We start from the raw sequence: 25,532 nt of genomic DNA, 5'->3' as shown, positions 1-25,532 counted from the left end.
CGAATCCTCTCTGCGGTTTGATTCAGGTTAGTAGGTGATGCCCCTGGCGGCGAGCCGTTCATGCAGCCGCGGATCGACCGCATCCTCGTGGGCGCGGCGGATCTGGATCAGCGACGCGAGCGGCGCCTCGACATAGTGAATCGCTTTCCAGCCGGCCTCCTTGCGGCGCAGCACCATGCTGATCCGGACCGGCCCGCCGAACGGCTTGGGATAGAGCCGGTTGCCGGGGAGATAGGTGCTCCAGTTGCAGTGGAAGAAGGCGATCGCGACGTCGGCGCCGGCCTGGACGGCATGGAGATCGTGCCAGGTCAGCAGGCGCTCGGCCTTCGTTCGATCCACGCCCCAGTAGGCGTCGATCGCCGCCCAGCCGATATGCGGCTCGCACTCCTCGGCGAGATAGAGAACGTCGGCCTCGTCCGTATCCCAGAGCCCACGCATCCGGGCCTGATCGTAGACGTTCCAAGCGTCGAAATAGGCGTCGAGGAAATCGGTCAGCTCGCGACGGAGATCGGTGGTCATGCAGTCGTTCCCAGCTTGCGCAAGTTTAGCGGACGGCGCGGGATGCTGACCGCCTTCTGCCGCGTGTAGAATGCCTCGGCGGCGCGGCCACCCTCGGCACCGACGCCGGAGTCGCGATAGCCGCCGAAGGGCGCGCGCAGGTCGCGGATCATCGGCGTGTTGCACCAGATCGTGCCGGCCGAGATGCGCTCCTGCGCCGTCATGATCCGGCCGATGTCGCACGACCAGGCATAGCCGACCAGGCCGAAGCGCGAGTCGTTGGCGATGGCGTAGGCGTCCTCGTCCGTGTCGAACGGCATCAGCGCGGCGAACGGCCCGAAAATCTCCTCCTGGCAAAGGCGATGCGCGTTGGAGTCGACCTCGACGATGGTCGGCTGGAAATAGAAGCCGCGCTCGAAGCCCGGCGCCCGGCGCCCGCCGGCGAGGATGCGCGCGCCGCTGTCTTGAGCCAACGGCACGAAGCTCATCACGTGGTCGTAATGCGCCCGCGTGGCGAGCGGGCCGATCTCGGTCGCGGCATCACGCGGGTGGCCGACGCGGACCTGCTTGGTGCGCGCGACAAAGGCTTCGACGAAGCGGTCGTAAATGCCGCGCTGGACGAGCACGCGCGAGCCCGCGAGGCATTGCTGGCCGTTGTTCGAGAAGATGCCGATCAGCGCGCCGTCCAGCGCCTGCTCGAAATCGGCATCGTCGAAGACGATGTTGGCGGACTTGCCACCCAGCTCCATCACCGACGGCTTCAGGTTGGCGCCGGCGGCGGACATGATGATCTTGCCCGTGCGGGTGCCGCCGGTGAAGGAGACGCAATCGACCTCAGCGTGACGGACCAGCCGGTCGCCGACAGTGGCGCCGCCGCCGTTGACCAAGTTCACCACGCCCGGCGGCAGGCCGGCGCCCTGCATGACCTCGACGAGACGGGTGAGGCCGAGCGGGTCCTGCTCGGCGGGCTTCAGCACGCAGCTGTTGCCGAAGGCGATCGCCGAGGCGACCTTCATCGAGCCCAGCGCCAGCGGCGAGTTCCACGGCGAGATGAGCGCCGCGACGCCGACCGGCTCGCGCCGGACATAGGTGAGGTAGTTGGGCTCCTGCTCGTAGAGCTCGGCCGCCATCTGGCCGATATAGTCGGCGAAGAAGCGCAGGTTGCCGGCAGCGCGGACGACCTGGCCATTGCGGACCTGCGCATAGGGAATGCCGGTATTGCCGCATTCGATGTCGGCGATCTCGTCGGCGGCCGCGTCGATCGCGTCGGCGCAGCGGCGCAGCACCGCCTGCCGCTCTTCGACGCTGGCACCTCGCCAGTCGCCCCGCTCGAAGGCCGCGCGGGCCGAGGCGACGGCGCGGTCGACCAGCGCCCCGTCGGCTTCGGGCACGGCGGCGATCACCTCCTCGCTCGACGGATCGACGACGGTGAACGGCGCACCGGTGCCAGTCAGGCTTTCGCCGTCGATGATGGCGGTGACGGAATTGGTCATCTTGGTCCTTCCGGGAGAGTGAGGGCCTGGGCGAGGCGGGGGCGCCAGTCGGCGGGATCGGGCGCCGGCGCGCCGAGCAGGTCGCAGAGACGCAGCGCGAGGCAGAGGTTCGAGGAGATCACCGGTGGCCCGTCCTCCGCGTCCGCGATCAGCGCGAGCGAGGGCATGCCGGTGCCGCTCAACAGCACCGCATCGACGCCGGTGCGGCGCAGCGCCTCGGCGGCCGGGCGCGCGTCTTCACTGCCGAGCGCATAGATGCTGCGCGTGTCGGCGCTGCCGGTCTCGATCCGGCGGACCTCAGCGACGTCGAAACCGGCCGCGCGCCAATAGGCTTCGGCCGCATCGGCGAGGGCGGCGGGGTAAGGGGAGACCAGCGCGATCCGTTGGGCGCCCAGTCGCTCGAGCTGCCAGGCGATGGCGGCCGTCGCGGTGACGATCGGATAGCCGAATCTGTTCTCGACCTCCGCCACGATCTCCGCCTCCCGCTGAGCGCCGACGAGATAGGAGGAGCCGGTGCAGGCGAAGCCGAAGGCGTCGGGGCGGAGCGCGTCATATTGCGCTAATGTCTCCTCGAGGCCCTCCAGATAGAGACGCAGGCGGAAGAGCGGGTTCTGCGACGTGCTGGTGAGGCGCACGACCGCCATCGCGACCGGCGGCGGCAGCAGGATGCGCATCTCGGCCTCGACCGTGGGATTGGCCTGCGGCGTGCCAATGCCGAGGGTGCCGGCGCGCCCATAGTCGTAGCCGCTCATGCGATCGCCGCGGCGCGGCGCAGGCCGGCGATCATAGAGCTGCGCAAAAGATGCTCGCGCGCCGCCACCGGATCGTCGGCGGTGCGCTGGAGCGTGGTCAACATCTCCCGCCGCCGCGCCGGATCGCGTTCCTGCATACGCGCGCGGTTGCGGTCGGCCTGGGTCAGGATCTCGGCCTCGGCGATCGGGCGGCGGCGGCGGGTGTAGCGGTCGAGCAGGTCGAGCGGGGCGCCGTCCAGCACCTCGGTCAGGGTCGCGACCAGCTCGAACGCGTCGTGGATGCCGCCGTTCATGCCCATGCCGCCCGACGGCGAATTCACATGGGCGGCATCGCCGGCGAGCAGCACGCGGCCGGCGCGATAATCGTCCACGATCCGCATGTGGATACGATAAGGGCGAACCTCCTCCACCTTGTGACCGTCGGGCGAGGGCGCGATCTCCTGGAGCTTGCGGGCGATGCTGGTCGGCTCCAACGCCTGCTCGATCGTCTCCTCGCCGTCGGGATAGAGGCTGCAGCGCCAGACGCTCGGAAGCCGCAGCAGGCTGAAGGTTCCGCCTTCCTTCCAGACATAGTTGACGTTGGAAAGGCCGGGCAGGTGCTCCTCGAACGGGAAATGGGTCGTCGCGAGAATCGTCGTCTCGGGATAGGTCTTGCCTTCGAAGGCGAAGCCGAGCGCACGGCGGATCGCACTGCGCGACCCGTCGGCGCCGATCAGGAAGGTGCCGGCAAAGCGCTCCGGCTCGCCGCCGGCACTGCGCGCCGTAACGGTGACCCTGTCGGTGTCTTGCTCGACGGCTTCGGCGGCGAAGCCCATGCGGACGTCGCCGCCGTCGGTGACGATCCGATCCAGCAGAATCCGGCAGAGCTTCGATTGCTCGCACTGCAGGCGATAAGGATGGTCGGTCGAATCGGCGATGACGGCGAGGTCGAACAGCGCCCGTTCGCCGGTCGCGTGCAGGCGGATCTGCCAGGTCGGGCTGACCAGGCCCTCGGCGATCAAAGGCGCGGCGACGCCGAGCGTTGCGAGCATATCGAGGGTCGGCGGATGGAAGGTCGAGGCGCGCAGGTCGTCGGGGAGATCGGCATTCGCCTCCAGCACGACGAAGGGAATCCCGCGCCGCTGGAGCAGCAGCGCCGCGGTCAGGCCGACCGGTCCCGCCCCCACGATGATCACCCGATTCGCCTGCTCCATCCCGCTTCCCTTGTTTTCTGATTTGTATTAGATATAAGACTAATCAGCCGGCGTAAATGCCGCTGTCGCGAGAGATGCGTGGCGCTACAAGGATGGCGAAGACCGTTCCGGCGCAACCGAAGGAGATGCAGGATGGCAACGCCCGCAGACACGGTGACGGACCGCAGCAATTCGGCCGTTCCGGACATCGAAGCGCTGGCGACGCCGACGCTCGACGAGCGCGGCCGGCAGCGTTTCTGCAGCGCGCTGCGCCGCTTCGCCATCCAGGACATGCCGGAGCGCCTCCAGCAAGATTTCGAAGAGCGGGTGAAGCCGGCGCGCGAGGCGAAAGGCGAACGGCTCGATACGGCGCGCGCGATCGATGCGGCGCTGGCGGGCGAGGATTCGTACCGTTTCTACAGCGTGCTGCGCTACAACGCGCAGGAGATGTGCTTCCTGTCGGTGCAGGAGCCGGTCGAGCGTGCGCTGCCCGAGATGATCGAGGTTGCGCGTGACGCGGCAGAGCGCAGCCCGGCGGGCGGGACGCTTCGGCTCGATCCCGCGCTCGAAGTGCCGCGCTACGTGACCGCGCTCGACGTCCATCTGACACCGGGCTGCTTCCATTCCGAATATGCGGACGACGACGTCGCGCAGGGCGCGGTGGTGAGCCTTGGCGCGCGGGTGTTCACCGCGAGCATGAACCATCGCAGCTGGGGCGGCGTCGCCAAGGTGATCAGCCGCTGGGTGAAGCATGCCCGGCCCGATTTCCGGCCCCTGCGCATCCTCGACCTGGGCACCTCTTCGGGCAAGAATCTGCTTCCCTATGTCGAGGCTTTTCCGGGCGCAGAGGCGTATGGTGTCGATGTCGCCGCGCCGCTGCTGCGCTACGGCCATGCGCTCGCCGAGCATGAGGGCGTGCCGATCCATTTCAGCCAGCAGAATGCCGAGACGCTCGATTTCCCGGACGGGCATTTCGATCTGATCGTTTCCAGCTTCTTCTTCCACGAGATTCCGGTGAAAGCGACGCGGCGCGTTCTCAAGGAATGCCGCCGCCTGCTCCAGCCAGGCGGGATGATGGTCCATCAGGAGCTGCCCGCGACCGGTCTGGTCGATGCCTGGGAAGACTATTTCTGGAACTGGGACACCGACAACAACAACGAGCCCTTCTACACCGCCTTCCGGGCGGAGGACCCGATCGCGCTCTGCGTCGAGGCCGGGTTCGACCGAGATCGCTGCTTCGCGCAGATCCTGCCGGACGTGAACGCCTATCCGGACCGCCATGGCGCCTTCGGCTGGGACGAGCCGGGCCGCCCGCGGCACGGCAAGGGCGGCTGGTACGTCTTCGGGAGCAGCCTGGCCGACTAGGGCGCGGCATCATCAGAGTTTGAAAAGGGCAGGGGCGCTTCGGCCCCGCGAGAGGGGAATTTGCAGGTGAACGACCAAACGAGCACGGCCTATCGCTGGTATGTCGTCGTCCTGCTGCTGCTCGTCTTCATCCTGTCCTATTTCGACCGGTTCATCCTCTCGCTGCTCGTCGATCCGATCAAGGAGTCGATGGGGCTCAGCGACTTCCAGATGGGCCTGCTGCTCGGACCGGCCTTCTCGGTCTTCCATATGATGGTGTCGATCCCGCTCGGCTGGTACGCCGACCGCTCCAGCCGCAAATGGCTGCTGATCGCCGGCATCGTCTTCTGGTGTACGATGACGACGATGAGCGGCTTCGCCATGGCCTTCCTGCCGCTCCTCTTGTTCCGCTTCGGGCTTGGCCTGGGCGAGGCCGTGGTCAGCCCCTGCTCGGTCTCGATCATCAGCGACTATTTCAAGCGCGAGGGCCGGGCGCGGGCGATCAGTCTCTATATGGCCGGACCCTATCTTGGCGCCGGGCTCGCTTTCCTGGTCGGCGGCTATCTGGTCTCGCACCTGCATGAGGTCGGGCCGATGACCATTCTCGGTATGGGGCCGTTCGAGCCCTGGCAGGCGACCTTCCTGCTGGTCGGCGCCCCGGGGCTGATCTTCGCCTTCCTGATGCTGACCGTGAGGGAGCCGAAGCGCACCGAGAAGATCACCGACGCGCCCGAGGGCGAGAGCGGCATCAGCGCGTTCCAGTACATGCTCGCCCGCTGGCGTGGCTTCGGCGTGATCATCGCCGGAGCGACCTGCAATTTCGCGCTCAGCACGCTCACCTTCTGGAACGTGCCGCTGTTCCAGCGCGTCTACGGTTGGGACATTGCCACCATCGGCGCGGTCACCGGCATTTTCTACTTCACCGCCGGCCCGTTGGGGACCGCTTTGGCGCTGTGGGCGAACAAGGCGTTGGGCAGGGGCCGCGAGGACGGCGCGATGCGCACCCTGATCCTCGGCCTGTTCATCGGCATCCCGGCGAGCGTGCTCTATCCGATCATGCCGACGGCGGAGCTTGCGGTCGTGCTGATGTTCATCGCCTTCATCGGCAAGTCGGCGGCAACCGCGGGCGGCCCGGCGGCGCTCCAGCTCATCACGCCGGGCGAGATGCGCAGCCGCGCGGTGGCGATCTTCAACACGATCATCACCGTGGTCGGCCCGCTGCTCGGGCCGCCGCTGATCGGCGCCGCGGTCGACTGGTCGGGAGACCCGACGACCATCGGCATGGCGCTCTCCGGCTTCGTCTTCCTGATCGGCCTGCCCACCCTGCTCATCGTCACCTTCGGGCTGGGGCACTATCGCGCCGCGGCCGACGAGATGGCGGCGGTCTCCCGCGCCAAGGACGAGGCTGCCTCAGTGGGCGCGACACCGGCGACCGCCTAGTCGGTTTTCGTCGACGCACGCGGCGGCAACCTCTGCCCACTGCGCGTGATCGGAGCATCATCGCGTGCGCCCTCATGCTGATTTGGTATAAATACAGAACATTATGGAGGCCGACATGGCGGAGGCCAAGCACGAGAAACGCAGGCACTGGGACCTGATCGTCGTCGGCGGCGGTTCGGCGGGGCTCCCGGCGGCGATCTTCGCGGCGCGGCGTGGGGCACGGGTTCTGTTGCTCGAACATGCCGACATCCTTGGTGGTTCGCTCTGGGTGGCGACCGGCCAGATGAGCGCGGCCGGCACGCAGCTCCAGCGCGATCGCGGCATCGAAGATTCGCCCGACCTTCATTTCGGGGACGTCATGCGGATCAGCCGCGGCACCGCCAATCCCGGCCTCGTCCGTCTCGCCGTCGATCATGCGGCGGAGACGTTCGATTGGCTGGTCGCCGAGGGGCTTGCGCCGTTGCCCGAACATCCGATCACCGGCTTCGGCCACGAGCCCTATCGCGTGCCGCGCTACTATTGGGGCGCCGAGGGCGCGCTCAGCATCAAGCATGTGCTCGTGCCGATCATCGAGGCGCTGGCGGCGGAGGGGGCCATCGATGTGCGGCTCTCCTGTTCGGTGACGGAACTGATCCAGGATACCGAAGGTGCCGTAACCGGTGTGAAAGCCCGCGATGCCGAGGAAGTCGAGCGCAGCTTCTCGGCAAATGCGGTGCTCCTCGCCTGCGGCGGCTATGCCGGCAATCCCGAGATGTTCGCCGAACTGAACGGCTATCCGCAATACAATGCCGCGCCCTGGCCCTGGTCGCGCGGCGACGGCCTGCGCCTCGGCGAGGCGGCCGGTGGCTATGCGCGGGGCGCCGAGAACGTCTACGTCAATTTCGGCACCCTGTTCGACACCGACGACTTTCCCGCGACGGCAGCCGGGCGGATCGAGCACTTCCCGGAGCGGCGACCGCCCTGGGAAATCTACGTCAACGCGTTGGGCGCGCGCTTCGTGCGCGAGGATGTGGAGAGCGTGGACGCGCGCGAGATGGCGCTGCTCCACCAGCCGGACCACCGCTACTGGATCGTCTTCGACCACCGCATCCTCGAGGAGGCGCCGCCAATCGTGATCGGCTGGACGCACGAGGACATGCTCGCGGCCTTCGAGCGGGCTGGGCCGGCGTTCCTGAGCGCCGAGACCGTTGCAGGATTGGCGCACAAGGCCGGGATCGACGCGGCCGGACTCGCCAAGACCATCGCCGGGTACAATTACGGCGTCGGGACCGGGCACGACTTCTTCGGTCGCCGGCACAAGCCGCTGCCGATCGCCGAGGCGCCGTTCCATGCCATCCGCATGCAGGCGAGCGCGATTTCGAGCGCGATCGGCCTTGCTGTGGACGATGGCCTTCGCGTCATCCGCCGCGACGGCTCGCCGATCCTCAATCTCTATGCCGCCGGCGAGATACTGGGATCCAGCCAGACGATGGGGCAGGCGGCGTGCGGCGGCATGATGGTGACGCCGGCGATGACCTTCGGTCGTCTGCTGGGCGACCGCCTGATCCCGCTGGACACGAAGCCATGACCCTGCCGATCCTGACTGCCTTGCCGGGTGAGCGGCGCGGCTATGTCGATGGTCGCGACGGGCAGCTCCACTATCGCAGCCACGGGGATGGGCCGGCGGTGCTGCTCGTCCATCAGGCGCCCTGGGCGTCCATCCAGTATCGCCACGTCCTGCCGCGCATCGCGGCCGCCGGCTTTCGTGCGATCGCGATCGACCTGCCCGGTCATGGCATGTCCGATCCGCCGCGGGAGCCGAGCATCGAGGCCTATGCGGAGAGCCTCGCCGCGCTGCTCGTCGCACTCGCCGCCGGTCCGGCGATTGTGCTCGGCCATCGCGGCGGTGGATTGGCAGCAGGGCGGCTCGCGGCCGAAGGGCCGGAGTTCATTCGCGGACTGATCCTCGACAACGCCCCCTATTTCACCGCCGACGAGCGGGCGGTGCGAATCGGCCGATTCGGCGATCGGCAGGATATTGCATCCGATGGCAGTCATTTGACCGACCGCTGGGCCTGGGTCCGCAAGGTCGGCGATCCCGACTGGAGCGATGAGACCGTCCACGTTTCGGTCATTACCTACTTCACCCACGGACCCTGGAAGGAGCATGGCCATTCGGCCATCCCGCACTATGATTTCGCGGCCGACCTACGCCGGATCGGGGCGCCGACGCTGGTGGTTGCCAGCCGCACCGACCCGGTCTTCGAGTCCGGTGCGCGGCTCGTAAACTGCCGTCCTGATTGGGAATATTCGGAACTGCCCGGCGGTCCGGGCATGGTCCTCGATCGCCCCGACGAATGGTGCGCGCTGGTCGCGCCGTTCCTGAAGCGGCTGGTCGACCCATGATCCCGGCCGCCCGATCACGACCCGCATGGAAGCCTCGATTCGTCGCACGAAAGAACCGGGTCATGGCCGATCGTGCCGATACCGTAAAAACCGGTGGACAGTCGCTCTATTTGATATAGGAATATGACAATTACAGGACGAGCCCGGCGGCACGTTGCCCGGCAAAAGAAACCTGACGGAAACCATCACGCAGGATGAGTGGGGAAGGGGCTGCAGAAATGACGTGTCGGAAATACAAGTTCGCGCTGCTCGTCGGGGCTTCGCTCCTGTCGACCACTCACGCGTTCGCCCAGGATGGCGGAGACGCGGGGGCGTCGGCCCAGAACCAGGTGGGCAACGACGAGTCCATGCAGGAGGTCGTGATCACCGCGCAGCGCCGCACCGAGCGGCTGCAGAACGTGCCGATCGCGGTCAGCGCCTTCACCGACGAGGACATCGCCAATAGGCAGATCAACAACACGCTCGATCTGATCAACTATGTCCCCAATCTGATCGGCCACAACAACACCGCGCTCGGCACCGCCAACACCTATTCGATGCGTGGCCTCGCCAACACCGAGTCGATCTCGACCTTCGATCCGCCGATCGGCACCTATGTCGACGACATCTACATCTCGCGCCAGGGCGCGAACAATTTCGCGCTGTTCGACGTCGAGCGGATCGAGGTGCTGCGCGGGCCGCAGGGGACCCTGTTCGGCCGCAACACCACCGGCGGCGCGATCAACGTCATCATGCGCAAGCCCGGCAACGATTTCGGCGGCTATCTCGATGTCGGCTACGGCCGCTTCGACCGCGTGCAGCTGCGCGGCTCGGTCGACGTGCCCGTCGTCACCGACCGGCTGCTCACCAAGATCTCGGGCTATTACATCCGCGCCGACGGCTATGTGGACAATCTCGTCACCGGCGAGCGGCTGAACGGCGAGGAAAATTGGGGCCTGCGCGGCGCCGTGCGCGCCTTCCTGTCGGACAGCGTCCGTTGGGACGTCTCGGCCGACTATGTCTCCAGTTCGGCCGCCAACCTGCCCAATTTCTACGATCCCGAGACCGGCCGGCGGATCAGCTTCACGCCGCTCCGGACCGATCAATCGCTCGGCACCGGGCTCGTCTCGGAGGGCCTTGCCGATATCCCGCTGGGCAACACCGCCAACAGCTGGTCGGTCAGCTCCAACCTCGAGGTCGAGGCCGGATCGGCGACGATCAACTTCATCACCGGCTACCGGAACCTCCGCCAGGAATATATGACGGAGAGCTTCGGCGGCATCAGCAGCGCGAGCGCGCGGTTCGACGGCGTCGACTTCCTGGGCGGCAATCGCGGCACCGCGACGCCGCTGGTCAACGACAGCCGGCACCGCCAGTTCAGCCAGGAGATCAAGGTCACCGGCGAGGCGTTCAACGACGTCCTGACCTATGTCGCCGGCTTCTACTATATCAACGAGACCAACGACACGAACTTCGCCAACATCGCGATTCCCTTGGTCGGTCAGCCGACGGTCAACGGCGACCGCCTGATGTCGAACGACACCGAGGCGTTCGCGGGCTATTTCCAGGGCGACTTCCACCTCACCGATCGCCTGACCCTCACCGCCGGCATCCGCTACACGGATGAGCGCAAGGACATCGCCTTCTCGCCCAATCCGAACCCGTTGCCGCGCGCCGCGCCGCGCAACCAGCCGTTCGACACGCAGGACGTGATCGACGCCGGCATTCCGGTGGAGCTGAGGTCGCGTGTCTGGACGCCGCGTTTTGCGATCCAGTATCAGGCGAACCCCGACCTCATGTTCTTCGCCTCGGCGACGCGCGGCTTCAAGTCGGGCGGCTGGAACTCGCGCGCCTACTTCCCGGAAGGGGCCGCGGCCTTCACCCGCGAGACGCTCTGGTCGTTCGAGGGCGGCGTCCGCTCCGAATTCTTCGACCGGCGGCTGCGCGTGAACCTGACCGGCTTCTACTTCAACGATCAGGATACGCAGCTTCCGGGCGGCGGGCTCGATCCGGTGACCGGCACGATCACCTACCTGACCCGCAACGTCGCCGATCTCAGGAACTACGGGCTCGAGGCGGAAATCTCCGCGCGGCCGGTGCGCGGACTCAACCTCTACTGGTCGGTCGGCCTGCAGAACGCGTCCTACCGCAACATCAACCAGATCACGCTCGACCAGCAGGCTCGCTGCCTCGCCGGCATCGTCGCCAACAATTGCAACGCCGGCATCATCACGCCGACCGGCGAGATCGCCGAGCCGACCCGCGCGCCATCCTTTACCTCGACGGTGGGCGTCAATTACGAGCTGCAGCTCGGCGGCGGCTATACGCTGCAGCCGGCGGTCAACTGGAACTATATCAGCGACACATGGGTCGCGACCTCCAACGATCCGCGCGGCTTCCAGAAGGCGCACAGCATCGTCAACGGCGGCATCACCCTGCGTTCGCCGGACCGTTGGTCGCTGGCGGTCGAGTGCAACAACTGCTTCGACGACACCTACATCACCTCCTTCCTGATCTACCCCTATCTGAATGCGCCGGGAAGCTGGATGGTGCGCCTGCGCTACGACTTCTGAAGCGGGGAGAGCGACGGAAGCGGGAGGCCCCGCGTGCCTCCCGCTTTTCTTTCGACTAAGGTGAGGCATGGCTGAGGCAGGCAAGAGCGGCGTGAAGCTCCCGCGGGTGAGCAAGGGCAAAAGGCCGCGCTTCTTCGACGATCCCGCGATCGACCAGGTGATGACCTTCCTGCTCGAGCTGATGGCGGAGACCTCCTCCCTGCGCGAACGGGTCGACACGATCGAGCGCCTGCTCGACGCGAAGGGCAGCATCAGCCGCGCCGACATCGAGAACTACCGCCCCGACGCGGCGGGCGAGGCGGAGCGCTCGGCCTGGAACCAGGCCTTCATCCGCAGGGTGATGCGCTTCCACGATCCCCGCTGATCGTGACCGCCTATCCGCATCTCTTCTCGCCGGTGCGTGTCGGGACGCGGGAGCTTTCCAACCGCATCGTCCACGCCTCGACCTCGACCCACTATGCCGATCGCGGGCGGGTCACCGACCGGCTGATCGCCTACTACGCCAACCGCGCGAAGGGCGGGGCGGCGATGCTGGTCAGTGAGCCGATGGGCATGCTCCACTGGCAGACGCTGCCAACCCGGCCGCATGTGCTGTCAGGCCTCAACGCCGATCTGCTGCCGCGCTGGGCCGAGGCGGTGGCGCGCGAGGGCGGGCTGATGCTCGGCCAGGTGCAGGACAATGGGCGGGGCTTCCGCGCAGGCTTTCGCAACCTGGAGGCTCGCGGCGCTTCGGCGCTGCCGGACGACTTGAGCTGGACGGTGCCGCGGGTGCTGGAGACCGGCGAGATCCACCGCATGATCGAGGAGTTCGTCACCTCCTGCGAGCTGCTGGCGCAGGCCGGCTTCGCCGGCGTCGAGATTTCCGCCGGCCACGGTCACCTCTTCCACCAGTTCCTCTCCACCCGCTCGAACCGGCGCGAGGACGAGTTTGGCGGCGACCTCGCAGGGCGTGCGCGGCTGCTGGTGCTGCTGATGCAGGGCATTCGCCAACGGTGCGGCGCGGACTTCCTGATCGGGGCCAAGCTGCCGGCCGAGGACGGGATGAACGGCGGGATCGACCTTGAGCAGGCGGAGCAGATCACCGCGCTGCTCAGGCGCGAGGGTGCGATGGACTACCTCACCTACTGTTGGGGCAGCCATTCGGAGACGCTTCACGCCCATCTCCCCGACAATCGCGGCCCGCGCATGCCCTATGTCGAGACGATCCACCGCCTCGGCCGCGCCGCCGCGCCGGACGTGCCGCTCGGCGCGCTCGGCCTCATCACCGATCCCAACGAGGGCGAGCGGATCGTCCGCGACGGCCTCGCCGATCTGGTCATGCTGGCCCGGCCGCTGGTGACCGATCCGGCCTGGCCGGTGAAGGCGCGCGAAGGGCGGGAAGCGGAGATCCGCTATTGCGTATCCTGCAACACCTGCTGGCACATGATCACCACCGGCCGCGGCCTTCTGTGCGACAACAACCCGCGCGTCGGCGCGCCGGACGAGGCGGACTGGCACCCGGCGCCTGCCGAAACCCGCAAGCGCGTCGTCGTCGTCGGTGCGGGGATCGCCGGGGTGGAGGCCGCGTGGGTGGCCGCGGCGCGCGGGCATGACGTCCATGTCTTCGGCGCGTCAGAGGAGGTGGGCGGCATGACTCGGCTGCACGCAATCCTGCCCGGTGGCGAGGGCCTCAGCAGCATCTACGATTATCAGCAACTCGCCGCTCGCCGTCACGGCGTGCGCTTCCATCTCGGCAGTGCTGCCGGTGTCGACGCCATTCGCGCAGTCGATCCCGATGTCGTCATCCTCGCCACCGGTTCTACGCCGTCGCGTCCGGATTTCGTGCCGGCCGGATGGCTGGACGAAGGACTCGTGCCGGACATCCGCGAGGCCGTCCGTCTGTTCGACGCGCATCGCGGCCACAACACCGGAACCGCGGTCATCTACGATGAGGACCAGAGCGCCTTCACCTATGACGCCGCCGAATTCCTGCTCGAGCGCTTCGACCGGGTCGCGGTCCTGACTCCGCGCGAGCGGCTGGCGAGCGACGAATCGACCGTCGTGCGGCAGAGCGTCTACCAGCGGCTCTATCGCAAGGGTGCGATCATCCTGACCTCGGTCCGGCCGATTGCCGGCTCGCGACTGGAGGAGGGCGAGCTGGCCTATGCCAATATCTACAATGGCGATGAGACGGTGCTGCGCGATGTCGCCTTCCTCACCTATGCGACGCCGCGCGTGCCGAACGACGCGCTCGCCGCACCGCTGCGCGCCGCGGGCCTCGACGTGCGGCTGATCGGCGACTGCCGGGCGCCCCGCATTCCGCTGAGCGCGACGGCCGAGGGCTATCGCGTCGCCATGGACATCTGACGAGAGGAGCTCCGCCCATGTATCCCGATCTCGACGGCAAGGTGGCGATCGTCACCGGCGCGGGGCGCCGCAAGGGCCTCGGCGAGGCGATCGCGCGCAAGCTCGCCGAGGACGGGGTTCGGCTCGTCCTGCACGATCTCGGCAAGGTGGAGGGCAGCCTCGCCCCCGCCCATGGTGTGGGCGCCTCCGCCGAACTGGCCGGGATCGCCGACGACATCGCGACGATCCACCCGGAGGTGAGCACCTTCCAGGCCGATATGCGCGACGAGGCTCAGGTGGCAGCGCTCGTCGCCCATGCCGTGGAGCAGTTCGGCCGGCTCGACATTCTCGTCAACAATGCCGGCGTCGGCTATCTGTTCGGGCCGCTCGTCGAGGCGACGCAGGAAATGTGGGACACGGTGCTCAACGTGAACCTGCGCGGCGCCTTCTTTGCGACCAAATATGCCGTCCGTCAGATGCTGACCCAGCCGGTGCAGGAGGGGTGGGGGCGCGGCCGGATCGTCTCGATCGGCAGCCGCGGCTCCAAATCGGGGTCGGCGCTGACCTCCTCCTACATCGCCTCGAAGCACGGGCTGGTCGGCCTGACCCGCTCGGCCGCGATCGAGCTGGGGCCGGAGCAGATCACCGTCAATGCGGTCTGCCCGAACCATGTCACCACCGGGCTCGGCGCCTGGCAGAACGAGTATATGGCCAGGGCGCGCGGGCAGACGGTGGATGAGTATCTCGCCGCGATGCGCGGCCGCATCCCGCTCGGCCGGGTCGGCGAGGTCGAGGACACCGCCAATGCCTGCGCCTTCCTCTGCTCGAGCCAGGCCCGCTACATCACCGGCGAGGCGATGAATGTCTCCGGCGGCGAAGAAATGCACTGAGCGGCGGGCTATGACCCCGTCAGCGCTTCCAGTCCCGTCGCGCCGATCTGCTCGTCCTGCGCCGGCGTGCCGCCCGACACCCCGATGGCGCCCACACAACGCCCCTCCATGGTCACCGGCAAGCCGCCCGCCATCGGCAGATAGTCGGTCAACCGCAGCAGCGCCGGCTCGGCCGTCAGCCGGTCGGCGAGGCGTCCGCTGGGTGCCCGGATCAGCGCCGCCGTTCGCGCCTTCTCCATCGCGACCTTCGCTGTCATCAGCCCGGCCCCGTCCATCCGCTGCAACGCAAGCGGATAGCCGCCCTCGTCGACCACCGCGATCGACATCGCGAGGCCCGCATCACACGCCGCCTCGAGCGCCCGATCCAGCATCTGCCGGGCATTCTCAGCGGTCAGCACAGGCTTGTATTGAGTCATCGATGATCCTTTTCAGTTTAACGCGGCCGAAGGACCGAAAAGGGGGCGCGCTTTTCAGCTTCTTTGATATAGCCGCTGAACAACAGGAGGAACGCGTTCTTGTCGGACAGAAACGAAGAGGCGGTGGCCATCGATCGCATGCAGGCCGTTCCGCTTTATCATCAGATTTTCCTTCAGCTCCGCGAGGAGATCACCAGCGGCGAGCGCGCATTCGGATCGCGTCTGCCCACCGAACAGGAATTGTCGGCCCAGTTCGGCGTCTCGCGCATCACGGCCCGGCGTGCGCTGGACGAATTGGCCGAGAATCATCTGGTCGAACGCAAGCGGCGGGTGGGGACGCATGTCACCTACCGTTCGCCGGCCAAGCCGTTGCAGGGGAATATCGAGAAAGCGCTCGAATCGCTGCTGAATTTCGGCCGGGCGACGCAGGTGAAGCTGCTTGACGTCGGCAAGGTGCCGGCGCGCCCGCCGATCGACGAGGCGCTGGAGCTCGAGGAGGGGGCGACGGTGCTGCGCGTGGTGCGCGTGCGCTGGCTCGACGGACAGCCGCTTGCCCATTTCGTCAGCTATATCCCTGAGGATGTCGGCGCCAAGATGACCCGCGCCAAGCTCAAGTCGACGCCGATGCTGACCCTGATCGAGGAGGCGGGGGTGCAGATCGGCTCGGCCACCCAGACAATCTCGGCCACCCTGGCCGACGCGGGGCTTTCGACGAGCCTGCACATCGACATCGGTTCGCCGATCCTCCGGGTCAGCCGCACCGTGCTCGACGTGAGCGGCCGGCCGGTCCAGCACATTCTCGGCCAGTTCCGTCCCGATCGCTACCAGATCCGTCTCGATCTCAGTTCCTCCAAGGTGGGGCCGGAGCTGCTTTAGGTGTTCTTTCTATATTTGATATAGAAGTAGAACAATATCTCGGGTACGCCTCGCGTCACCCCGCACCGGGAGCATGCTGCGAATGAGTGACTGGACGACTTCCTCCGATCCCGCCCTGCTCAGGATCCTGGCGACGACGACGGCGACGCCGGACCTGGGGGCGACGGAGCGCTGCTATGCCGAATGGCTCGGCTACCGGACGATCGAGCGCGGCTGGGTCGATCCCTCGCTGGCGCGCAGCTGGGGCACGCCGGCGGCCGCGGGTGCGCGCTTCTGCACGATGGTGCCGCGGGGCGAGTCGGACGTGTTCGTCCGGCTGGTCGAGACGCCGGCGGTGCCGGGCTATCGCGCCCTCACCACCTTCGGCTGGAACGCGTTCGAGATCATCGTCGACGATGTCCCCAGGCTTGCCGAGGAGATCCGCTCGGCGCCGTTCGAGGTGATCGGTGCGCCGCGCCCGCTCCAGTTCATGCCGTCGATCGTCGCCATGCAGGTCGTCGGGCCGGCCGGCGAATGCCTCTATTTCACGATGGAGAGCGGCGACCGGGAGACGTCGATCCTGCCCCGGCCGTCCGGCTTCGTCGGCCGCACCTTCATCGTCGTCGCCGGCGGGCCTGATTTCGATAGGATGCTGCGCTGGTATGTCGATCATTTCCGGCTGCGCGAGCGTCCCGTGCGGCAGAGCAAGGTGAAGGTGCTGCAGGATGCGCAGGGCCTTGGGCCCGATGAGACCGTCTCGCTGAGCGCGATCGGGATGAAGCAGCATGGCAACCTGATCGAGCTCGACGGCTATCCGGTCGGGCCGGACCGCATCGCCGGGCCACGGCCGCGCGCGCCGGGCCATCTGCCGCCCGGCAATGCGATGGTGAGCTTCGAGGTGGCCGATCTCACGCCCTTCGCGGCGATGGCGATCATACCGCCCCGGCCGAGGCCGGAATCGGCCTATGGCGGTCGCCATGCCTGCACTTTGCTGGGGCCGGCCGGGGAGCTCATCGAACTCGTCGAAATGCTCTAATTGTTATAGTATTAGAACATAATTGTTGCACTTCGTGCGTGGCTCTGCTTTCCTGTGCCGAGCGAGAAGCGTAAGGAGAGCCGGCGATGAAGGTGCGCGATCTTCAGCATGCGGTGCTGCCGCGGAGCAGCGCCGAGGAGCAGAGTCGGCAGGGTGCCGTGGTGGCGCTCCGCCGTTTCCTCAACCGCCATGTCCGGCCGCGCAACGTCGCGGTGTTCGACACCGAGGCGGCGCCCGCCTTCGCGGCGGCGCATGGCCGCCAGCCCCAGTCGCCGACCGAGATCCAGCAGGCATTCCTCATGTCCCCGAGCTACCGCCTGTGGAGCGCGACCAACCGGGCGGCGCAGGAGATGATCTGGGTTTCGGTCGGCGAGCCGATCTACCGCGATCTCGACCGGATGACGGAGGCGGCGCGCGATCTTGCGGCGACGCCCGGCAAGCTCGGCAGCCTGGCGCTCGATCCCACTTACGATCCCTCGCCCGAGGTGGCCGGTGTCGACATCCACCTCCAGCCCGGCGGCTATGCGATGGACCGGGGCGACAACGACATCGTCGCCGGCGCACTCTATGAGCTCGGCGGCAATGTCTTCTCCTTCGGCCAGGGGATCGGGCGGGGCGACAGCAAGGCAGGCGTCGTGCTGCGGCTGCTGGACGAGCATTTCGGCGGCGTCCGGCCGAAGCGCATCCTCGACATCGGCTGTTCGGCCGGCGCGGCCTCGGCGGCCTATGCTGCGAATGATCCGGAGGCCGAGGTCCATGCGATCGACATCGGCGCGGGGATGTTGCGCTATGCCCATGCCCGGGCGGAGTCGCTCGGCGTCGGCGTCCATTTCCATCAGATGGACGCTTCGGCCCTAACCTTCGAGGATGACAGCTTCGATCTCGTCGTCTCGCACAATCTGATGCACGAGATCGGCGCGGAGAAGCGCCGTGCGATGCTGCGCGAGGCGCGCCGGGTCGTCCGGCCGGGCGGCATCGTCATCCACCAGGACATCGCGATCCGCGGCCTGCCGACCCTGGTCCAGCAGGTCGAGCGCGACTGGGACACGCATTTCAACGGCGAGGCGCACTGGAACACCTACCAGAATGCCGATCTCGTCGCCGACATGACGGCGGCCGGATTCACGGAGGCCGAGATCGTCGAGCACGATCTGCCGGCGATCCACGGCGCCAACCGCTGGTACGCGATCAGCGCGACGAAGCCCGCATGACCACCCAGGTGGAGGCGCTGAGCGCCCTGGTCGCGACTGCCCGTGGCGCGCGGCCGCAGAGCCTGGCTTCGCGCGAAGCGGAGGAAGTGCTGAACATCACGCTGGCGGTGCTGGTCGAACTCGCCGTGGCGAACGACCGGATAGACCGGGTGGAGCGATTGGTGGCGGAGGTGAGCGGCCGTAGCGTCGAGGACCTGCGCGACATCCGCTACGACGGCGAGGTCGCGCTGGAGCGGCAGGCTGCGACCGACGCACTCCTCACCCGGGCGCTCCGGATCATGCTCGATCCGAGGGCGCAGGCCGGCGGCTGAACATCTTCGTCATTCCAGCGAAAGCTGGAATCTCACTTCACTTTGCTGATTCTGGAAAGGCAAAGAGATTCCAGCTTTCGCTGGAATGACGGATTTACCTGGCTTGACCCTGCCAGCTGTCGACGATCTCCCCCGCCGTCGCGAACCACGCTTCCGGCCGCGCGGCGAGGCCATCCAGCAGCGCTTCGAACGCGTCCATCCGGTAGGGCAGGCCGGTGATGTAGGGCGTCAGCGTCAGCGGCAGGATGCGGCCGCCGAAACGGATCGCCTCATCCTTCAGCCAGTCGAACGCGTCCTCGACCTGCTGCGCGACGCTGTCCATCGACTGCTGCTGGACCGCAATCAGCTGCCGGTCCGACAACTCGTGGTTGAAGGACAGGCTGACGATCGTGCCTGCGCTCGTCGTCGCGACATAGGGCAGATCGTCGTTCACCCAGTCGCACATATAGTCGAAACCCGCCTCGACCAGCAGCCGCGGCGTGTTCCAGCTCTGCGACCGGGCGATCGACTGCCAGCCGCGGGGCGCCGTGCCGATCGCCTGGGTGAACGTGTCGCGGGCCTTCAGGATCAGCGCGCGTTCCTCATCCTCCGGCAGATCGGTCGCGATCGTGCCGTTCATGTCGGTCGAGTGGGCGATGATCTCATGTCCGCCGGCGAGGAGGTCGGCGATGATCGAGGGATAGCGTTCGGCGATCGCGGCATTGGCGGCGACCGTCGCCTTCACTCCGGCCTTCGCGAAGGCGTCGAGCAGCCGATAGGAGCCGACCCGCGTGCCATATTCGCGCGCCGTATAATGGCGATAGTCGGGATAGGGGGTCTGCATGTGCCCGGGCGCGCGGAATGGCGTGTCCGAGGGGAGAATCGGAAACCATTCTAGATTGACCAGGATCGCGACTGCGACGCTCTTGCCGTCCGGCCAGGCGACCGGCGGACGGGTGAACAGGTTGGACGCCGTATAGAGGTCGTGATCCATCCCTGCGCGGCGCTTGGGATAGTCGAGATAGGCGGGATCGAGGCTCATGCGTCGGCCTTTGCGTAGCGGGCGGCATCCGCGACGGCGTCGTCATAGCCGTGCGCGAGGAAATGGTCGGCGATGTCGCCGGAGCGGGTGATCCAGGCGCGCCCGTCGGCGGCGATATGCCGCAGCACCTCCTCGAACGGGCCGATCCGATGCGGCTGGCCGATCAGATAGGAGTGGAGCGGGATGCACATCACGGTGCCGGACTCGGCACCCTCCGCCGCCAGTCGTTCGTACTGGCGGATCAGTGTCTCGGCATATTCGCGCGGGCTCATGTTGTAGACGAAGAAGCCGTAATGGTCGTTCACCTCGATGCTGTAGGGCATCGAGATCAGCCGCCCGCTCGCGACATGGACCGGCCCTGGCTGGTCGTCATGGTAGAGATCGCACGTATAGGTCATGCCATATTCGGCGATGAGATCGAGCGTGCGCGGTGTGTGGGTGAGGGCGGGGGCAAGCCAGCCCCTGATCGTCTGGCCGGTCGCCTCGCGCACGGTGCGGATCGAATCCTCGATGATCGCGCGCTCCTGCGCCTCGTCCATGCCGTAGCTGTAGCGGGTGTTGTAAATGCCGTGGCTGAAGAACTCCCAGCCGAGATCGTTGGCGTTCGCCACCACGTCGGGATGATGCTGGCAGAGCGCGACGGAGAGGGAGACCGAGCCCTTGAAGCCGTGCCGCTCCATGACTTCGGCGAGGCGCCAGTGGCCGACGCGGTTGGCATAGTCGCGGTGGCCGTAGCCGACGACGTCCGGATGGGGTTTCGGCCAGCTCTTGCGCTGCGGATTGGCGGGCGGATCGATCTCGTAGAATTCGAGGTTCGGCGACACCCAGACCGCGACCGTCTTGCCCTCTGGCCATTCGATCTTCGCCCGGTCGCGATAGGGCCGGAAATCGTAGAGGCCCGGATCCGTCTTGCCGTCCCGCATCAGCGCGCCTCCAGCCAGTCGATCACGGCCTGGACCGGCTCGACATCGGCATATTTGAGTTGGAGGTCGGTGAGGTTCGCGAAATGGTAGCTCTCATGCTTGTCGGCGCAGGTCTCGATCGGGACGATCGTGCGGAAGCCGTAGGAGAGGGAATCCACCGCGGTCGCGCGCACGCAGCCCGACGTGCTGCCGCCCGTCACCACCACGGTGTCGACCTTGTGCCAGCGCAGATAGGAGGCGAGCGGCGTCTCGAAGAAGGCCGAGGGCATGCGCTTGGTGTAGGTGAGGTCGTTCGCGTCGATCTCGCAGCGCGGATCGTAGGCGTGGCGCGCGCTGCCATATTTGATGTTCTGGAGGGAATCGGGCGTGTCGGTGCGCGTGCCCCAGACGCCGGCGTCGCCGGCATCGTTCTTGTAGGCGACGCGCGACCAGATGACCGGCATCCCCTTGGCGCGGGCGAGGCGGGAGATGGTGTTGATATGCTCGATCTGGCGGGGGTCGGTTTCATAGGCGGTCTTGAACAGGTCGAGTCTTGTATAGGCCTGCTGGACGTCGACGTTCACGATGGCGAGCTTCTCGCCGAAGCCGAACTTGTTGCGCGCCGGATTGGCCATCACCGCCTCGAACAGCTCGCGCGCCGTCTTGTCCTCCCGGATCATCTTGGTGCCGAGGGTCATCAGGCAGTCTCCAGCTTTCGGGTCGATTGTTCGGGAACGAAGCCGAGCGGCAGGCCGGCATCGGGCGTGAAGCCGTAGAGCGGCTCACCCGGCAGCGCTTCGGCGAGGACCTTGCGGACCTTGAGCAGCTTCTTGAGGTCGATGCCGGTCCTGAGGTCCATCGCCTGCAGCATGAACACCAGATCCTCGGTCACGATATTGCCGCTCGCGCCGGGTGCGAACGGGCAGCCGCCGATGCCGCCCAGCGAGCTGTCGACCATGTCGAGGCCCATTTCCAGCGCCGCCAGCACGTTGGCAAGGCCGAGGCCGCGGGTGTTGTGGAGGTGGATGCCGGTCAGCGCCTTGTCACCGACCACGCCGCGCACTGCCGTCACCATCTCCCGGACCGCCTTGGGATCGGCATAGCCGGTCGTGTCGGAGAGGCCGACCTCGTCGCAGCCGGCCGCCATCAGCCGCTCGGCGAGGGCCAGGATCTGGCGCAAGGGAATCGCCCCCTCGATCGTGCAGCCGAACACGGTGGAGAGGCTGCCTTCGAAATGCGGGCGCCGCTCCACCGGCAGCGCGCGGATTGCCGCAGCGATCGCCTGCGCCTCCTCGATCACCTGGTCGTGGCTGCGGCGCAGGTTCGCACGACTGTGCGATTCGGAAACCGAAAGCGGCAGGGTGATCTTGTCGGCGCCGGCTGCGAGCGCCGCCTCGGCACCCTTCAGGTTTGGCACCAGCACCGCGACGGTGAGGCCCGGGATCGTCTTGGCGAAGGCGACGATCTCGGCCGTGTCGGCGAGCTGCGGCAGGAGCTTGGCGGGCACGAAGCTGCCGACCTCGATCTCGCGGACGCCGGCCGCCGCTTCGGCGGCGATCCAGGCCTTCTTGGCCTCGGTGGGCATCACCGTCTTGATGCTCTGCAGGCCGTCACGCGGTCCCACTTCGCTCACCAGAATATCGGTCTGCATCAAACCTCTGCTTGCTTTATTGTCATATATCTATATCAAATCAGCTCAGGTTGTCGAGCCGGTGAAGAATGAGCCGGCGGCGCGCGTAACGTGGAGAGTCGGGGGCTATGGATCCATTGCCGCTTGCGGGGCTGAAGGTCGTCGAGTTTACCCACATGGTAATGGGCCCGTCCATCGGGCTCATCCTGGGCGATCTCGGCGCGGACGTCGTCAAGGTCGAGCCGCCCGGCGGCGACCACACCCGCCGCCTGCTCGGCTCGGGCGCCGGCTATTTCCCGATGTTCAACCGCAACAAGCGCAGCATCTGCCTCGATCTCAAGAGCGCGGAGGGCAAGGCGGCGGCGCGGCGCCTCGTCGACGAGGCCGACGTGATGATCGAGAATTTCCGCCCCGGCGCGCTGGCGAAGATCGGGCTCGGCCCGGAGGCGTTCGCGGACAGCAACCCCAATCTCATCTACTGCAGCGCCAAGGGGTTCCTGACCGGCCCCTATGAGGACCGCACTGCGCTCGACGAGGTCGCGCAGATGATGGGCGGCCTCGCCTACATGACCGGCCCGCCGGGACGGCCGCTGCGTGCCGGCGCCTCGGTGATCGACATCGCCGGCGGCATGTTCGGCGTGATCGGCATCCTCGCCGCGCTCGAGCGCCGGCACCGCACCGGCAAGGGCGGGCATGTCAAATGCTCGCTGTTCGAGACCACCGCTTTCCTCGTCGGCCAGCATATGGCGCAGAAGGCGGTGACCGGCACCGCTGCGGCGCCGATGCCGGCGCGCGTCTCCGCCTGGGCGGTCTACGACGTGTTCGAGACCGCGCGGCCGGACGAGCAACTGTTCGTCGGCGTGGTCAGCGATCCGCAATGGGTGGCCTTCTGCGACGCGCTCGATCTCGGCGAATTGGGTCGCGATCCGGAGCTCGCGACCAACAATGCCCGGGTGCTCCGGCGCGAGCGCATCCTGCCGACGTTGCGGACCCTGTTTGCCACGATGACCCGTGAGCAACTGGTCGCGCGGCTGGAGGCGATCGGCCTGCCGTTCGCGCCGATCACCAGACCGGAAGATCTGTTCCGGGACGAACATCTTCTGACCGGCGGCGGCCTCGCCGAGGTAACGCTGGAAGACGGCACCCCGGCCATGTTGCCGACCCTGCCGATCGAGATCGACGGGCAGAAGGCGGGCGTGCGCCTCGACCTGCCCCGTGCGGGTGCGCATGATGCGGACGTGCTGGAAGAGGCGGAGCGCGCTTGAGCCGAACCATCTTCGACAAGATCTGGGATCAGCACCGCATCAAGCAGATGCCGGGCGGCGCCGACCTGATCCTCATCGACCGCGTCCTGCTCCACGAGCGGACCGGCGGGGTCGCGCTGAAGAGCTTGATCGAGCGCGGCCGTGCGGTGCTGGCGCCCGAGCGCGCCTTCGCCGTCATGGACCATATCGTCGACACCTTCCCTGGCCGCACCGATCGGACGACGATGCCGACCGGCACCGATTTCATCCGCGCCACGCGCGAGGCGGCGCGCATCACCGGCATCCGGCTGTTCGATCTCGACGATCCGGCCCAGGGCATCGTCCATGTGATCTCGCCCGAGCTCGGCATCGTCCTGCCCGGCACCACGCTCATCTGTCCGGACAGCCACACCTGCTCGCAGGGCGCGCTCGGCGCGCTCGCCTGGGGCATCGGCTCGACCGAGGCGGAGCATGCGCTGGCGACCTCGACGCTCCGGGTCAACCGGCCGAAGACGATGCGGGTGCGCATCGACGGGCGGCTGGCGTCCGGCGTCACCGCCAAGGACCTCGCGCTCGCTTTGCTCGGCCGCTTCGGCGTTGGCGGCGGGGCGGGCCATGTCGTCGAATATGCCGGGAGCGCGGTGGAGGCGCTCGATATCGAGGGCCGGCTCACCCTGTGCAACATGGCGACCGAGTTCGGCGCGTTCAGCGCGATCATCGCGCCGGACGAGGCCATTTTCGCCTATCTCGAAGGCCGTCCGTTCGCCCCGTCGGGCGCGTGCTGGGGCGCGGCCGTCCGGGCGTGGCGGGAGCTTTCCAGCGACGAGGATGCGGCATTCGACACCGAATTGGCGTTCGACGCCGCCGGGGTCGCGCCGATGGTGAGCTGGGGGACCAGCCCGCAGCTCGTCGTGCCGATCGACGGCGCGGTGCCGGACCCGACCGATCCGGGACCGGGCTCGATCGAAAGCCGCACCCGCGCGCTCGCCTATATGGATCTTGCACCGGGCACGAAGCTGGCGGGGCTGCCGGTCGATGCGGCCTTCATCGGCTCCTGCACCAACAGCCGCCTTTCCGACCTGCGCCGTGCCGCCGCGATTCTTGAAGGCCGCAAGGTGGCGCCGGGCGTGAAGGCGATCTGCGTCCCCGGCTCGACCCGGGTGAAGCGCCAGGCGGAAGCCGAAGGGCTGCACGAGGTCTTCCTCGAGGCCGGCTTCGAATGGCGCGAATCCGGCTGCTCGATGTGCTTCTTCGCCGGCGGCGAGAGCTTCGGGGCGCACGAGCGCGTGATCTCCTCGACCAACCGCAACTTCGAGAGCCGGCAAGGCCCGGGGACGCGCACCCACATTGCGTCGCCGGAAACCGTCGCCGCTTCGGCCGTTGCCGGCGTCATCGCAGATCCGCGTGAGGCCGTGCGCTGATGGAGCCGTTCACCACCCTCACCGCGGTCGCGGCGCCGCTGCTGCGCGACAATATCGACACCGACGCGATCATCCCCTCGCGCGAGATGCGCACCGTGTCCAAGAAGGGCCTGGCCGCCGGCCTGTTCTCCGGCTGGCGCTACGCAGCGATCGGCAGCCGCGATCCCGATCCGGATTTCGTCCTCAACGACCCGGCTTATGCCGGCGCGCAGATCCTCGTCACCGGCGCCAATTTCGGCTGCGGCTCGAGCCGCGAGCATGCCGTCTGGGCGCTCGCCGAATATGGCTTCCGCGCGATCATCGCGCCGTCGTTCAACCCGATCTTCCGGGGCAATTGCGTCGCAAATGGCGTGGTGCCCGCGGTCCTGCCCGGTTCGCTCGTCGAGAAGATGGCCGCAGGCCTTGCCGCCGGACCAGGCCGCACGCTCACCGTCGACCTTGTCGCCCAGAGAATCGACGGCCCCGCGCAGGAAAGCCACAGGTTTCAGATCGATCCCGAGTCCCGCGACGCCCTTCTCGCCGGCGCCGATCCGATCGACCAGACCCTGCGCCTGATCCGGGACATCCGCGCCTTCATCGACGTCGACAGGAAGACCCGAAGCTGGGCCTATCCCAAAGGATAGTCGCGGGTCTC

Annotated in this window: 24 protein-coding genes; 15 read left to right on the top strand and 9 right to left on the bottom strand. The window is 67.3% G+C overall.

The features are described from left to right. Positions 1-27 precede the first annotated feature (27 nt). Genes RCO27_RS10015 through RCO27_RS10000 form a run of 4 tightly spaced genes read right to left on the bottom strand, consistent with a single transcriptional unit; the run spans position 28 to position 3,936 of the window. Positions 28-519, bottom strand: a complete 492-nt coding sequence (locus RCO27_RS10015) for a nuclear transport factor 2 family protein (protein ID WP_309002535.1) — start codon at positions 517-519, stop codon at positions 28-30. Beyond that, complete coding sequence (locus RCO27_RS10010; RefSeq protein WP_309002534.1) at positions 516-1,991, bottom strand: aldehyde dehydrogenase; 1,476 nt, start codon at positions 1,989-1,991, stop codon at positions 516-518. Before RCO27_RS10010 ends, RCO27_RS10015 begins: the two co-directional genes overlap by 4 nt. Continuing rightward, a complete protein-coding gene (locus tag RCO27_RS10005; RefSeq protein ID WP_309002533.1) occupies positions 1,988-2,743 on the bottom strand; it encodes an aspartate/glutamate racemase family protein in 756 nt (251 codons plus the stop codon). The genes RCO27_RS10010 and RCO27_RS10005 overlap by 4 nt, the downstream gene beginning before the upstream one ends. Further along, complete coding sequence (locus RCO27_RS10000; protein WP_309002532.1) at positions 2,740-3,936, bottom strand: FAD-dependent monooxygenase; 1,197 nt, start codon at positions 3,934-3,936, stop codon at positions 2,740-2,742. The genes RCO27_RS10005 and RCO27_RS10000 overlap by 4 nt, the downstream gene beginning before the upstream one ends. A 132-nt stretch (positions 3,937-4,068) precedes the next feature. On the opposite strand from RCO27_RS10000, the gene RCO27_RS09995 reads away from it, so the two are divergent. The 8 genes from RCO27_RS09995 (at position 4,069) to RCO27_RS09960 (ending at position 14,851) form a co-directional block, all read left to right on the top strand. After that, positions 4,069-5,280, top strand: a complete 1,212-nt coding sequence (locus RCO27_RS09995; RefSeq protein ID WP_309002531.1) for a class I SAM-dependent methyltransferase — start codon at positions 4,069-4,071, stop codon at positions 5,278-5,280. Positions 5,281-5,346: 66 nt separating this feature from the next. Further along, complete coding sequence (locus RCO27_RS09990; RefSeq protein ID WP_309002530.1) at positions 5,347-6,699, top strand: MFS transporter; 1,353 nt, start codon at positions 5,347-5,349, stop codon at positions 6,697-6,699. A 115-nt stretch (positions 6,700-6,814) separates the two neighbouring features. Next, positions 6,815-8,266, top strand: a complete 1,452-nt coding sequence (locus tag RCO27_RS09985) for an FAD-dependent oxidoreductase (RefSeq protein WP_309002529.1) — start codon at positions 6,815-6,817, stop codon at positions 8,264-8,266. Beyond that, positions 8,263-9,084 carry an alpha/beta hydrolase gene (locus RCO27_RS09980; RefSeq protein ID WP_309002528.1) on the top strand — a complete coding sequence of 274 codons (822 nt, stop codon included), beginning with the start codon at positions 8,263-8,265 and terminating at the stop codon, positions 9,082-9,084. The genes RCO27_RS09985 and RCO27_RS09980 overlap by 4 nt, the downstream gene beginning before the upstream one ends. Positions 9,085-9,302: 218 nt before the next feature. Next, the gene (locus RCO27_RS09975) at positions 9,303-11,636 is read left to right on the top strand and encodes a TonB-dependent receptor domain-containing protein (RefSeq protein ID WP_309002527.1); all 2,334 of its coding nucleotides are present in this window, start codon (positions 9,303-9,305) and stop codon (positions 11,634-11,636) included. A 67-nt stretch (positions 11,637-11,703) separates the two neighbouring features. Further along, a complete protein-coding gene (locus RCO27_RS09970) occupies positions 11,704-12,000 on the top strand; it encodes a hypothetical protein (protein ID WP_309002526.1) in 297 nt (98 codons plus the stop codon). A 2-nt stretch (positions 12,001-12,002) separates the two neighbouring features. After that, positions 12,003-13,982 (top strand): FAD-dependent oxidoreductase, encoded by a 1,980-nt coding sequence (locus tag RCO27_RS09965; protein ID WP_309002525.1) that lies wholly within the window; start codon positions 12,003-12,005, stop codon positions 13,980-13,982. Positions 13,983-13,999: 17 nt separating this feature from the next. Continuing rightward, on the top strand, positions 14,000-14,851 hold the full coding sequence (locus RCO27_RS09960; protein WP_309002524.1) for an SDR family NAD(P)-dependent oxidoreductase: 852 nt from the start codon (positions 14,000-14,002) through the stop codon (positions 14,849-14,851). A gap of 8 nt (positions 14,852-14,859) precedes the next feature. On the opposite strand, the gene RCO27_RS09955 is transcribed toward RCO27_RS09960, so the two are convergent. Continuing rightward, complete coding sequence (locus RCO27_RS09955; protein ID WP_309002523.1) at positions 14,860-15,267, bottom strand: heme-binding protein; 408 nt, start codon at positions 15,265-15,267, stop codon at positions 14,860-14,862. Positions 15,268-15,366: 99 nt separating this feature from the next. Between RCO27_RS09955 and RCO27_RS09950 the strand changes: the two genes are divergently transcribed. The 4 genes from RCO27_RS09950 (at position 15,367) to RCO27_RS09935 (ending at position 18,680) form a co-directional block, all read left to right on the top strand. Continuing rightward, positions 15,367-16,143, top strand: coding sequence for a GntR family transcriptional regulator (locus tag RCO27_RS09950; RefSeq protein ID WP_309002522.1), 777 nt, complete (start codon positions 15,367-15,369; stop codon positions 16,141-16,143). A gap of 82 nt (positions 16,144-16,225) precedes the next feature. Further along, positions 16,226-17,158: a hypothetical protein gene (locus tag RCO27_RS09945; protein ID WP_309002521.1), complete on the top strand. Its 933-nt coding sequence runs from the start codon at positions 16,226-16,228 to the stop codon at positions 17,156-17,158. 86 nt (positions 17,159-17,244) lie between these two features. Next, a complete protein-coding gene (locus tag RCO27_RS09940; protein ID WP_309002520.1) occupies positions 17,245-18,369 on the top strand; it encodes a class I SAM-dependent methyltransferase in 1,125 nt (374 codons plus the stop codon). Further along, positions 18,366-18,680 (top strand): hypothetical protein, encoded by a 315-nt coding sequence (locus tag RCO27_RS09935; RefSeq protein ID WP_309002519.1) that lies wholly within the window; start codon positions 18,366-18,368, stop codon positions 18,678-18,680. Before RCO27_RS09940 ends, RCO27_RS09935 begins: the two co-directional genes overlap by 4 nt. A 94-nt stretch (positions 18,681-18,774) precedes the next feature. On the opposite strand, the gene RCO27_RS09930 is transcribed toward RCO27_RS09935, so the two are convergent. Genes RCO27_RS09930 through RCO27_RS09915 form a run of 4 tightly spaced genes read right to left on the bottom strand, consistent with a single transcriptional unit; the run spans position 18,775 to position 22,254 of the window. Then, positions 18,775-19,701 (bottom strand): polysaccharide deacetylase family protein, encoded by a 927-nt coding sequence (locus tag RCO27_RS09930; RefSeq protein ID WP_309002518.1) that lies wholly within the window; start codon positions 19,699-19,701, stop codon positions 18,775-18,777. After that, on the bottom strand, positions 19,698-20,624 hold the full coding sequence (locus RCO27_RS09925; protein ID WP_309002517.1) for a polysaccharide deacetylase family protein: 927 nt from the start codon (positions 20,622-20,624) through the stop codon (positions 19,698-19,700). The genes RCO27_RS09930 and RCO27_RS09925 overlap by 4 nt, the downstream gene beginning before the upstream one ends. After that, positions 20,624-21,301 carry an isochorismatase family protein gene (locus tag RCO27_RS09920; RefSeq protein ID WP_309002516.1) on the bottom strand — a complete coding sequence of 226 codons (678 nt, stop codon included), beginning with the start codon at positions 21,299-21,301 and terminating at the stop codon, positions 20,624-20,626. Before RCO27_RS09920 ends, RCO27_RS09925 begins: the two co-directional genes overlap by 1 nt. Next, positions 21,301-22,254 carry a hydroxymethylglutaryl-CoA lyase gene (locus RCO27_RS09915; RefSeq protein WP_309002515.1) on the bottom strand — a complete coding sequence of 318 codons (954 nt, stop codon included), beginning with the start codon at positions 22,252-22,254 and terminating at the stop codon, positions 21,301-21,303. Before RCO27_RS09915 ends, RCO27_RS09920 begins: the two co-directional genes overlap by 1 nt. A gap of 107 nt (positions 22,255-22,361) precedes the next feature. Here RCO27_RS09915 and RCO27_RS09910 point away from each other — a divergent pair, with 107 nt between their 5' ends. The 3 genes from RCO27_RS09910 to leuD are packed head-to-tail and all read left to right on the top strand — an operon-like array spanning position 22,362 to position 25,521. Beyond that, a complete protein-coding gene (locus tag RCO27_RS09910) occupies positions 22,362-23,498 on the top strand; it encodes a CoA transferase (protein ID WP_309002514.1) in 1,137 nt (378 codons plus the stop codon). Continuing rightward, entirely contained in the window at positions 23,495-24,898 is a 1,404-nt protein-coding gene (locus RCO27_RS09905; RefSeq protein ID WP_309002513.1) for a 3-isopropylmalate dehydratase large subunit, read from the top strand. The genes RCO27_RS09910 and RCO27_RS09905 overlap by 4 nt, the downstream gene beginning before the upstream one ends. Continuing rightward, positions 24,898-25,521, top strand: coding sequence for a 3-isopropylmalate dehydratase small subunit (gene leuD / locus RCO27_RS09900; protein ID WP_309002512.1), 624 nt, complete (start codon positions 24,898-24,900; stop codon positions 25,519-25,521). The genes RCO27_RS09905 and leuD overlap by 1 nt, the downstream gene beginning before the upstream one ends. Positions 25,522-25,532 lie beyond the last annotated feature (11 nt).

Source organism: Sphingosinicella sp. LHD-64, from assembly GCF_031157375.1.
In the GTDB taxonomy this organism is placed as follows: domain Bacteria; phylum Pseudomonadota; class Alphaproteobacteria; order Sphingomonadales; family Sphingomonadaceae; genus Allosphingosinicella.
This window is presented reverse-complemented; position numbering and strand designations above follow the sequence as displayed.